The organism is Xanthomonas axonopodis pv. maculifoliigardeniae, assembly GCF_041519315.1.
Taxonomy (GTDB): Bacteria; Pseudomonadota; Gammaproteobacteria; order Xanthomonadales; family Xanthomonadaceae; genus Xanthomonas; species Xanthomonas euvesicatoria.
The window spans coordinates 2,315,402-2,327,671 of the sequence record NZ_CP167998.1; the positions used below are offsets into that span (position 1 = coordinate 2,315,402).

A 12,270-nucleotide genomic window follows, 5' to 3' on the forward strand; every position below is an offset into this window, starting at 1 on the left:
CCAGCTCTACCGTTATTCCAATCCCGTCTTTGGAGGCGCGCGCCTGGGTGCGCGCTGGTCTCTGCCCGGCAATCAGGGGGAATTCAAATGAATCGTGCATTTGCGCTGGTCTGGAACGCAGCCATTGGCAATTGGGTGGTGACGCATGAATTGGTGCGTCGGCGTCGCAAGCCTGGCTCACCCCGTCGTCAATTGCCGGCCTTGGTGGTCCTTGCGGTGGGGGCCGCCGCACCGATGCTGGCCTGGGGCGCATGCACGCCGGCCATCCCCGCGGCGGGCGCAACCGTCACCTGCTCGGGTACGCCGGTCACCAGTAACAGTTTTTCCAGTAGCGCCAACAACCTGACCGTGAATGTCGCCTCCGGCAGCCAGATGACCGCAGGCCTGTTGGGCGGCACCGCCATCGCCCTGAGCGGTACCAATTCCACACTCAACAACGCCGGCACCATCGACCCTTCCGTGCTTGGGCTGCTCTCGGTACTGAGCAGCGGCGTGACCATGGGCAATGCCAGCTCCACTGCAGTCACCGTCAACAATCTTGCCAGCGGAACGCTCTACGGCACCGGCGGCTTGCTGGGCGCCAATCTGCTCAATCTCGACGGCATGGCGCTGGGGCTGACGTCGGCCAGCAACGGAACGGTGCAGATCAACAACGCTGGCGTGATCGACAGTCGCCCGTTGCTGGGATTGTCAATTCTGGGGTCGGACACCCCGGTGATCGCGGTGACCGGTGGAGGCACCGTCAACGCGGTCAATACCGGCACCATCAACGGACGGGTGGGCTTTCAAAGTTCGGCCACCGGCAACACGTTCGTCAACTCAGGCACCATCAACGGCAGTGTTTCGATGGGGGCGGGCAGCACCAACAGCTTCACTGCGGTCACCGGTGGCAGCGTCAACAGCGGGGGAGGCCTTGCACTGGAATTGCTCGGCCCGGGCGGTTTGCTGAGCTTCGCGCAAACCGGTGTGGTGGATGGAGGCCTGGGCGGAAACAACACGCTGATCCTGCAAAATTCTGCGGTGGGTACCGGCAGCGGCAGCACCGGCACCGGAACGTTAAGCACCGCGCAATACATCAATTTCGGAAATTTGCGCGTCAATAGCGGCACCTGGTCGGTGGGCGGGGCGAGCAACTTCGCCAACAGCGCGCTCAATGGTGGCGTGTTGCAGTTCGCCAATCCTGCGCAGTTGGGCACCACCATCACCGCCAACGGCGGCACGCTCCAAGCCACGGCTGCTGGCCTGACCCTTGCACCGACCAATGGCATTGCGCTTGGCGCGGGCGGCCTGACCGTGCAGGGCACCAATAACCTGACCGTTGGCAGCGCAATTACCGGCACCGGCGGATTGACCAAGACCGGCACCGGCGGACTGGCGCTGACCGGTACCAGCACGTTCAGCGGTGGCGTCAATCTGGTCGATGGCGCGTTGACGGTGGGCACCAACAGTGCCTTGGGCACCGGCACGGTCACCGCATCCGGCGGCAGCCTGTTGGCAGGTGCCGCAGTGAACTTGGCCAATGCGTTTTCGCTAAGCAACACGGTGGGTATTGGCGGCGCAAACGCGCTGCGAATCGGAGGGACGGTCAGTGGCACCGGGGCGCTCAACAAGGTTGGCGCCGGCACGCTGACCTTGGGCGGCAGCAATACCTACAGCGGTGGCACCACCCTGGGTGCAGGCAGCGTGCTGCTGGAGACTTCCGGTGCGCTCGGCACTGGCACGGTCACTGCGGCAGGCGGTTTGCTGGATAACACTGCACCACTGACCCTGACCAACAACTTTGCGCTCGCCAATACGCTGGGCCTGGGAGCCAGCGGCAACGCGTTGACCTTGAGCGGCACGCTGGCCGGCGCTGGCGGTGTCAATAAAACCGGCACCGGAACGCTGTCACTCAGCGGCACCAATACCTATAGCGGCGGCACCACGCTGGCAGCGGGCACGCTGCAACTGGGTACCGCGTCCGCGCTGGGCACGGGCGCATTGAATGTCACCGGCGCATCCAGCCTGAGCACCACTGCGCCGTTGACGGTGACCAATGGCATCAGCCTTGCCGCACCGTTGAACTGGACCGGCGCACAAGCGCTCACGCTCAGCGGCGCCATCAATGGTGCCGGCAGTTTGATCAAGAGCGGTACTGGCGATCTCACCCTGACCAACGCCAACACCTACACCGGCGGCACTACGCTCAGCACCGGGCGACTGGTGGTCGGTTCGAATGCGGCCCTGGGCACCGGCACGCTCACCGCCAGCGGAGGCGAGCTCGATGCCACGGCCGCGTCCACGCTGGGCAACGCGATTGCGCTGACCGGAAACCTGGGCGTCGGCAGTAGCGGCAACGCGTTGAATCTCACCGGCACCATCAGTGGCGCCGGTGCATTGAACAAACTCGGTGGCGGGACGCTGACGCTGGCTGGTCTGAACACCTATACCGGCGGCACCAGCCTCAATGCCGGCACCTTGCAGGTGGCCAGCGGCACCGCACTGGGCACCGGTACGTTGAATGTCACTGGCTCTGCGAGCTTGCAAAACACCGCCGCTGCCACGCTGAGCAATGCAGTGACGCTGAGCACCGGCGCGCTGACCCTTAATGGCGCGCAGGCGTTGACCTTGGGTGGCGCCATCAGCGGTGCAGGCAGCCTGGTCAAGGCCGGCGGCGATCTCACGCTCAGCGGCAACAACACCTATACCGGTGGCACCGCGCTCAACACCGGCAAGCTTACGGTGGGCAGCAATACCGCGCTGGGGAGCGGGACCTTGACCGCAGCGGCCGGCACGACGCTGGACAACGCAGCAGTGAGCACGCTCGCCAATGCCATTGCACTGGCAGGGCAGTTCACTGTGGCTGGGAGCAACGCGCTCACGCTGACCGGGGGCATCAGTGGCGCCGGCAGCCTGGACAAACTCGGCCCGGCCAGCTTGACCCTCAGCGGCAACAACACCTATCTGGGCGGCACCCGCCTGACGGCAGGCAGCCTGATTCTGGGCAGCGATGGCGCACTCGGGACGGGCAGCCTGAGCGTGAGTGGCGGCCTGCTCGATAGCACCGCTGCACGCGTGCTGGCCAACAACGTGGTGCTGGATGCGGATCTGCAACTTGGCGGCAGCCAGGACCTGACCCTCACCGGTGGCATCAGCGGCATCGGTGGCCTGGTCAAAGACGGTGCAGCAGCGCTGACACTGACCGGCGCAAACACCTTCGGTGGCGGCGTGGATCTCAACGCGGGGAGCTTGTCGGTCGGCAGCGGCGCGGCGCTGGGCAGCGGTGTGTTGACCGCAGCCGGCGGAACGCAACTGCAGGCCACCACCGCCACCACGCTTGGCAACGATGTGGTGCTCAATGGTGCGTTGTCATTGACCGGCAACAACAACCTGGGCTTGAGCGGTACCGTGAGCGGCGCCGGCAGCCTGGTCAAGCAAGGCACCGGAGCGCTCACGCTCAACGGAAACAACAGTTACACCGGCGGCACCGCGTTGAACGACGGTGCCCTGGTCGTGGGCAGCAATACCGCACTCGGTAGCGGCGCACTTACTGCTGCCAACGGCACGCTGCTCACCGCTGCCTCTGCGGTGACCTTGCAGAACGCGCTCACCACCAACGGTGCGCTGACGATCGATGGACAAAACCTCACGCTCGATGGCGCGATCGATGGCACGGGCAGCCTGATCAAGACCGGCGCGCAGACGCTCACCCTCAATGGCAACAACACCTGGAGCGGTGGGCTGCAACTGCAGGGTGGTTCGTTGCTGGTTGGCAGCGACACGGCATTGGGCGCAGGTACCTTGACTGCCGCAGGCGGTACCACGCTGGATGCAAGCACCGCCGTGGCGCTGGGCAATGCAGTCGCCTTGGATGGCACGCTGACCCTGCCTGGCACGCAGAATATTGCGCTCAACGGCGTCGTCAGCGGCATCGGTGGCCTCGACAAGCAGGGCAGCGCCACCCTGACGTTGAGCAACGCCAATACCTTCACCGGTGGCGTTGCGCTGGATGCGGGCAGGCTGGTGCTTGGGAACAATGCCGCGCTTGGCGTGGGTGATATGCGAGTCAACGGCCCTGCCGAACTGGATGCCACTGCCGCGTTGACGGTAGGCAACAACCTCGCGTTGAACGATCAACTGACGTTGGTGGGCAGCAACGATCTGGTCTTGAACGGCAGCGTCAGCGGCACCGGCAGCCTGGTCAAGAATGGCGCCACCACCCTGTCGCTCACGGCCAGCAACAGCTACAGCGGCGGTACCAGCCTGACCGCAGGCACCATCGCGGTGGGAGCCGACAATGCGCTCGGCACCGGCAGCCTGTCGGTGCTCGGCAATTCGGTATTGAGCAATGCGGTCGCCGTGGCGCTAGGCAACGACATCGCGCTGGGCGCCGCGCTCACCGTAGATAACGCCGCAGACATGTTGGCAAGCGGTGCCATCAGCGGAAGCGGAAGCCTGGTCAAGACCGGCCTGGGCACGTTGACCTTGAGCGGTAACAACAGCTACACCGGCCCGCTGGCGATTCAGGCCGGCACCGTGGTGGCCAGTACCGCGGCCTCATTGGGCAACGCCAGCAATGTCGATGTCGCGGCAGGTGCGCTGTTGAACCTGACCAACGGTGGCTTGATCAACACACTCACTGGTGCGGGCGGTGTAGACACCGATACCGGCGCCACGCTGCAACTAGGCGGCGGCGATTTCGCCGGCAGCCTGGGCGGTGGCGGCAACCTGGACAAGGTGGGGGCCGGTACCGTGCGTTTGCTCGGTACCAGCGCGATCGGTGGCAGCACGCAGGTCAGTGCGGGCACGCTCGATGTGGTCGGCAGCCTCGGCACCGGCGCCTTGAACGTCGCATCGGGCGGCACGCTGACCGGCACCGGCGCCGCCGGTAATGTGGGTGCGGCGGTCACCGTCAGCGATGGCGGCAGGCTCGCACTGACCAGCGGTTCGTCGTTGAGCGTGGGCGCGTTGACGCTCGCGCCAGGCGCGTTCGTCGATGTGGCATTGGGCGCGCCAAGCGCAACCCGCTTGCTGGCCGTCAATGGCGATCTCACCCTGGACGGTACGCTCAACATCACCGATCTCGGTGGCTTCGGGACCGGCGTGTACCGGTTGATCGACTACACCGGCGCGCTCACCAACAACGGCATGCTGATCGGCCTGTTTCCGGGCAGCGTGGACATCAGCCAGCTCGCCCTGCAGACCGCCATCGGCCAGCAACTCAATCTGGTGGTGACCGCGCCGGGCAGCATCGTGCAGTTCTGGGATGGGGTGCAGACCACAGCCAATGGCACGGTCGATGGTGGCGCCGGCACCTGGGGTGCAGCCACCAACTGGACCGGCCAGGACGGTAGCGCCAACAGCACGTGGCAAGGCGACTTCGCAGTGTTTTCCGGTACGGCCGGCACGGTGGGTGTGCAGGGCACGCAGAACGTCGGCGGCCTGCAGTTCGTGACCGATGGATATCAGCTGACCAATGCCGGCGCGGGCGCACTGGCGGTGACCGACCCGTTGACCGCCATCCGCGTCGATCCGGGTGCCACGGCAAGCATCGATGTGGCCATCACCGGCACCGGCGGCGTGCAGAAGCTTGATACCGGCACGCTGGTGCTGAGTGGTCCCAACACCTACACCGGTGGCACGGCGCTGGGCGGCGGCAGCCTGGTGCTGGGCAATGCGCTAGCGTTGGGCAGCGGCACGCTGACCGCCGCAGCGGGCACCACGCTCGATACCAACCAAGCATTGGCCCTCGGCAACGCGGTGGTGCTCGATGGCGCGTTGACGCTGCCCGGCAGCAACGACCTGACATTGGCCGGCGCCATCAGCGGTGCAGGCAGCTTGATCAAGAACGGCACCTCCACGCTCACGCTGGGAGGCAGCAACAGCTACCTCGGCGGCAGCGTGTTGAATGCCGGCACCCTGGCGGTGGGCAGCAATACCGCACTCGGCACGGGCAGCCTGTCGCTGCTGGGCGATGCGACGTTGAGCAATGCCATTGCCTTGGCCCTGGGCAACAACGTCAACCTGGGCGCCAACCTGACCATCGCCAGTGCGGACGATCTGGCGTTGACCGGCGTGCTCAGTGGCGCGGGCGCGCTGACCAAGACGGGCCTGGGGACCTTGACCCTGTCCGGCAGCAACCTGTTCAGTGGCCCGGTGTCGGTGCAGGGCGGCGTGCTGGCCACCTCCGCCACCGGCACGTTGGGGACCAGTGCCAGCGTGGACGTTGCGGCAGGGGCGGGGCTCTCGCTCGGCAGCAATACCGCATTGAGCAGCGTGACCGGCCTGGGCAATGTCGCGATCCAGGGGGGCAGCACCTTGCAACTGGGCGTTGGCAACGTCGGCAGCACCTTCGCAGGTGCGTTGAACGATGCCGGCAATCTCGAAAAAGTCGGCACCGGCACCGTGCAACTCACCGGCACCAGCGCGATCGGCGGCACCACGCAGATCACCGCGGGCACGCTGGATGTGGATGGCACGCTGGGCAGTGCCGGTGGCGTCACCGTGGGCACCGGCGGCACGTTGAGCGGCAGCGGCGTGGTCAATGCCGCGGTCACGGTGAATGACGGTGGCCGCCTGGTAGTGACCAGCGGTGCGCTGCTGACCACCGGCAGCCTGAACATGGCGCCCAATGCCACGCTCGATGCGTTTTTGGGGATACCCAGCCAGACCGGTGTGCTTGCGGTCAACGGCGACCTCACGCTGGATGGCACGCTCAACATCACCGACATCGGCGGCTTCGGCACCGGCGTGTATCGCCTGATCGATTACACCGGCACCTTGACCAACAATGGCATGGGTTTCGGCACCTTGCCGGGCACGGTCGACCCCGCCCAGCTCACGCTGCAGACCTCGCTGGCGCAGCAGGTCAACGTGGTGTTGTTGGCTTCTGGCAGCAACGTGCAGTTCTGGGATGGTGCGCAGACCGTCGCCAACGGCAGCGCCGAGGGCGGTACCGGCACATGGACCGCCGGCACCACCAATTGGACGTCGGTCGATGGGCTGATCAACAGCGATTGGCAGAACAGCTTTGCGGTCTTCGCAGGCACAGCGGGCAACGTGGGCGTGCAGGGCACCCAGGGCATCACCGGCATGCAATTCATCACCGATGGCTATGTGCTGAGCGATGCAGGCGGTGGCGCATTGAGCGCCAACGCAGCGAACACCATCATCCGCGTCGACCCCGGCGTGACCGGCACCATCGACGTCGCCATCGGCGGCAGCGGCACGCTGCAAAAGCTCGACACCGGCACGCTGGTCCTGACTGGTGCCAACACCTATACCGGCGGCACCGCGCTCGGCGGCGGCAGCCTGGTGCTGGGCAATGCGCAAGCGCTGGGCACCGGCACGCTGACTGCCGCAGCGGGCACCACGCTCGATACCGATCAAGCATTGGCGCTGGCCAATGCGGTGGTGCTCGACGGCGCGCTGACGCTGCCGGGCAGCAACGACCTGGCATTGACCGGTGCAATCAGCGGTGCAGGCAGTTTGATCAAGAACGGCACCTCCACGCTCACGCTCAGCGGCAACAACAGCTATGCCGGCGGCACGACGCTCAGCGATGGCACGCTGGCGGTGGCCAGCAACACCGCCCTGGGGAGCGGCACCTTGTCGGTCACCGGCGATGCGGTGCTGAGCAATGCCATTGCCGCGGCATTGGGCAACGCGGTCACGCTGGGTGCGGCGCTGACCGTCGACAACCCGGCCGACCTCACCCTTGCCGGCAACATCAGCGGCAGCGGTGCGTTGATCAAGACAAACACCGGCACCCTCACGCTGGACGGCAGCAATACCTACAGCGGTGGCACGACGCTCACTGCGGGTACGCTGGTGGGCGACAGCGCAAGCCTGCAAGGCGCCATCGTCGATAACGCAACATTGGCGTTCAACCAAGTAGCCGATGGTGTGTTCAACGGCTCGATCACCGGCACCGGCACCGTGGTCAAGGATGGTGCCGGCGCGTTGTTGCTCAACGGTGCCAATGGCTACACGGGCGGCACCAGCATTGTGGCCGGCACCCTGATCGGCGACACCGCCAGCTTGCAGGGCGATATCACCAACAATGCAGCGTTGGTGTTCAACCAGACCACCGGTGGCGTGTATGCCGGCGCGGTCAGCGGGACTGGCTCGCTGGAAAAGACCGGCAGCGGCGTGCTGCAATTGCTTGGTGCCAATACGTATACCGGCGGCACCGTCATCAGCGCCGGCAGCCTGGTCGGCAACACCACCAGCTTGCAGGGCGATGTGGTCGACAACGCGACGTTGATCTTCGATCAGGCCAGCGATGGCGTGTTCGCCGGCGTGGTCAGCGGCACCGGTAGCGTGATCAAGCAAGGTGCCGGCGCGTTGACCTTGGTGGCGCCCAACACCTACAGCGGCGGCACCACCATCGCCAGTGGCAGCCTGATCGGCACCACCGACAGCCTGCAGGGCGACATTGTCGACAATGCAGTGCTGGTGTTCGACCAGGCAACCGATGGGACCTACGCCGGCAACGTCACCGGCAGCGGCGTGCTGGTGAAGAACGGCACCGGTACGCTCACCCTGGACGGCGTCAACGGTTACCTGGGCGGTACGACCGTCAACGCGGGCACGCTGGTTGGCAACACCGCCAGCCTGCAGGGCGACATCACCAACAACAGCACGCTGACCTTCCTGCAAAACAGTGCCGGCAGCTATGCAGGCAGGTTGTTCGGGGTCGGTCGCTTCATCAAGCTGGGGACCGGCACGCTGTTGCTCACCGCCAACAGCAGCACCTTCACCGGCCCGACGGAGGTCAACGCCGGCACCCTGAGTGTCGGCAACCTGGCCAACCCGGGCGCGGCGCTGGGCGGGCCGGTCACGGTGGGTCCGGGCGGCACGCTCGCCGGCAGCGGCAGTGTCGGCAGCCTGGTGTCATCGGGCACGGTCGCCATCGGCGGTGCCGGTGGCACCATCAGCGTCGGCGGCAATGCCACGTTTGCACCAGGCTCCACGTTGCAGGTGACGCCCGGCGACGGCGGTGTCGTCACGCCGGTGGCGGTGGGCGGCGCAGCCAGCGTGGCAACCGGCACCACGCTGGCGCTGGTGCGGGCGACCGACTTGCCGCTGTTTACGGAAATTCCGGTGATCAGCGCCGGCGGCGGCCTCACCGGGCAGTTCACCAACGTCATTTCCGACTACGCGTTTATCGAGCCGGATGTCAGCACCACCGCGACCGGATTGTCGGTGACGTTCGGGCGCAATACGGTGGGCATGGTGGACGCGGTCACCACGCCGAACCAGCAGTCCACGGCGGCGGCCGTGGATGGCCTGCCCAACACCAGCCCGATCTATCAGGCCGTGGTGCGTTTGCCCGACGACCCGGAAGCGGTGCGCACCGCGTTTGCCTCGCTGTCGGGCGAAAGCCATGCCAGCACTGCGACCGCCTTGCTGGACAGCCGTTTCCTCAACAGCGGCATCGCCAACCATCTGCGTGGCGACAGCCAGGACACGTTGGTCGGCGACACCATGGTGTGGATCACCGGGCGCAGCCTGCCCACCCGTGTCGATGGCGATGCCAATGCGGTGTCGGTACGTCGCGAGGACAACGGCGTGATGGCCGGTGCGGAACGCCGCTTCGGCGAACGCAGCGTGGTGGGCATTGCGGTCGGCAACCAGGATATCGAGAGCTGGTCGCGCGAATGGGGCGACCGTGCCGATGTGGATGGCACGCATGCCGGCGTGTATGGCCGGGCCGATTGGTCTGCGTTCTCGCTGCAGGGTGCGGTGGACTACGCCAGCTATCGCGTCGACAGCACGCGCCGGGTGATGTTGCCCGGCGTGCTCGAAGAGCGCATGGACAGCCGCTACGACGCCACCGCCGTAACGGTGTCGCTGGAAGCGGCCTGGAATCTGCGCACCGAAGGTGCGGTGTACAGCCCGTTCATTGCGGCCGATTACACCCGCCTGAAGACCGACGGGTTCACCGAACGCGGCGGCATCTCCGCGCTGTCGGTGGACAGTGCCAGCGACACCTTCAGTACCGCCACGCTGGGCGTACGTGGTGATTGGGACCTCGGCCAGAAGGCGGCGTTGTATGCGTCGGCAGGCTGGCGGCATGCCTTCGGCGACCGTTCCGTGCAGCGCTCGGCCGGCTTCGTCGGCACCGCCTCGGAGTTCTCGGTGCAAAGCGTCACCCTGGCCAAGAATGCGGCCATCGGCGAGCTGGGCGTGAGCCTGGTCACCTCGCCACGCAGCCGGCTGGCACTGTCGCTGCAAGGGCTCAGCGGCGACGGGCAGACGGCGTACGGTGGTCAGGTGACCTGGGGAGTGAGCTTCTGAAGTCTTGTCTTGCGGCATGCCTGACACCGGAAACAAAAACGCCCCGGATACCGGGGCGTTCTTTTGCCCGCATTCCCGTGTCTGTCGCGCGCGTCGCAAGATACGCACCGGAGCGTCAGGTGCGTTGCGGTGACCAGGTCAATGCATGACATCGAGAGCCGAAAAAGCGCTGCGTGGGTGCTGCGTCATGGCGCTGTCATCCTGGAGCACGCAGGCCGTCACGGCGGCTGGATGCCCGCCGATGGCGCGTGCGCGGGCAGCTAGCACAGCACGCCCGCGCACCGGTCACACAGCGTGCATCACAGCCCGATGCGTTCGGCCAGGCGCACCAGTTCGGCCAGCGAGCCAGCCTGCATCTTGCGCATGGCCTGGCCACGCCGCACTTTCACGGTGATCTCGCTCAGGTGCAGGCGCGCGGCGATCTGCTTGTTCAACAGACCTTGCACCACCAATCGCGTGACATCCTGCTCGCCGCTACTCAGCGACTCCCAACGTGCACGCAATTGCGCGGCCACCGCCTCGCTCTGGCGGCGCGCACGGTCACGCCGGATGCCGTCCTGAATCGCATCCAGCAGGGCCTGATCGCGGAACGGTTTGGTCAGGAATTCGATCGCGCCGTTCTTCATCGCCTCCACGCTCATCGCGATATCGCCATGGCCGGTAATGAAGATGGTGGGCAGGGCAACGCCGGATTCGACCATGCGCCGATGGAACTCCATCCCGCTCTGGCCCGGCATGCGAATGTCCAGCACCAGGCAGGCGGGTGCCTCGTGCAACCGGTGCGCGAGGAATTGATCGGTGGAACCGAACGCGTAGACCTGCAAGCCGACCGAGGCGAACAGATCCTCCAGTGCAGCGCGCATCGAGGCATCGTCGTCGATGAGATACACCACCGGGGCCGGCTCGCTCATGGCCTGCGCTCCGTTTTGACCAGGGGCAGACGCAGGCCGAAGCGCGCGCCGCGTACACCGGCCGGCTCGGCCCAGATCTGCCCGCCGTTGGCTTCCATGATGGTGCGGCTGATGCTCAAGCCAATGCCCATGCCATCGTCCTTGGTGCTCCAGAATGCTTCGAATACATGCGCCAGTGCGTCATCGGACAGGCCTGGGCCGGTGTCGTCGATGCACAGGCATGCCCACCCACCATCGGTGTGCGAGCGTACATGGATGCTGCGCGCCTCGTCCGGCAAGGTCGCCAGTGCCTCCACGGCGTTGAGCAACAGATTGCCGATGACCTGCTGGATCTGTACGCCATCGGCCAGCACCGCGGGCAGGGCAGGGTCCAGCTCCAGCGACAGCGCGATGCCATGGCGCTCGGTTTCGCCACGGGTGAGGGCAATCATGTCGAGCACGGTGCGGTTCAAATCCAGCGGCTGGCGTTGGCTGGCTTCGCCACGCGCCAATGCACGCATGCGCGCGATGATGGCGCTGGCGCGGCCGGCGTCGGCGAGCATGCGCTCCAGTGCTGCATCGGCCTTGGCCAGGTTGGGCGGTTGCTGCGCCAGCCAGCGCTGGCAGGCATTGCCACTGGTCACGATGGCGGCCAAGGGTTGATTGACTTCGTGGGCGATCGATGCGGCTAGCCCGCCCATGCTGCCGCTGCGGGTGAGCCGCAACAGCCGTGCCTGTGCGGCATGTGCGCTCGCCTTGGCCGCTTCCATCTGCACCGCCAGATAGGTGGTGACCGCCACCACCACCGCACTGATGCAGGAGTTGATCACGCCCACGCGGTAGCTGCCGGCCGGGGTGAGATGGAAGCTGAGCACGATCAGCGCCAGGCAGGTGGCCGCCAGCAGCACTACGCCCGTGCGCGTCAGCAGGCGTACCGACAGCAGCACCACCAACGTATAGAACAAGGCTGCCGCCACCGCATAGTCGGTGAAGGTATCGGCCACGAAGATCGCTGCCATGCCCGCCACCAGCCCGACCATGCTGAGCAGGTCGGTACGCGTGGGTGGCGAGCGGAAGAGAGAGGTCATGCGCATGGCGG

Annotated in this window: 3 protein-coding genes; 1 reads left to right on the forward strand and 2 read right to left on the reverse strand. The window is 66.1% G+C overall.

Annotation, left to right across the window (positions count from 1 at the left end; genetic code table 11):
- Window positions 1-87 precede the first annotated feature (87 nt).
- Window positions 88-10,281 carry an autotransporter-associated beta strand repeat-containing protein gene (locus ACDH77_RS10105; protein WP_372353861.1) on the forward strand — a complete coding sequence of 3,398 codons (10,194 nt, stop codon included), beginning with the start codon at window positions 88-90 and terminating at the stop codon, window positions 10,279-10,281.
- Window positions 10,282-10,580: 299 nt separating this feature from the next.
- Here the strand turns inward: ACDH77_RS10105 and ACDH77_RS10110 are convergent, their stop codons facing one another.
- Together ACDH77_RS10110 and ACDH77_RS10115 are read right to left on the reverse strand one after the other, a co-directional pair.
- A complete protein-coding gene (locus ACDH77_RS10110; protein ID WP_008571961.1) occupies window positions 10,581-11,192 on the reverse strand; it encodes a response regulator transcription factor in 612 nt (203 codons plus the stop codon).
- On the reverse strand, window positions 11,189-12,211 hold the full coding sequence (locus tag ACDH77_RS10115; protein ID WP_046931953.1) for a sensor histidine kinase: 1,023 nt from the start codon (window positions 12,209-12,211) through the stop codon (window positions 11,189-11,191). The genes ACDH77_RS10110 and ACDH77_RS10115 overlap by 4 nt, the downstream gene beginning before the upstream one ends.
- Window positions 12,212-12,270: the final 59 nt, after the last annotated feature.

Bases quoted from the DNA above. Each gene is read 5' to 3' on its own strand.
- ACDH77_RS10110 (WP_008571961.1), bottom strand. From the start codon at position 11,192: ATGAGCGAGCCGGCCCCGGTGGTGTATCTCATCGACGACGATGCCTCG.
- ACDH77_RS10115 (WP_046931953.1), bottom strand. From the start codon at position 12,211: ATGGTCGGGCTGGTGGCGGGCATGGCAGCGATCTTCGTGGCCGATACC.
- ACDH77_RS10105 (WP_372353861.1), top strand. From the start codon at position 88: ATGAATCGTGCATTTGCGCTGGTCTGGAACGCAGCCATTGGCAATTGG.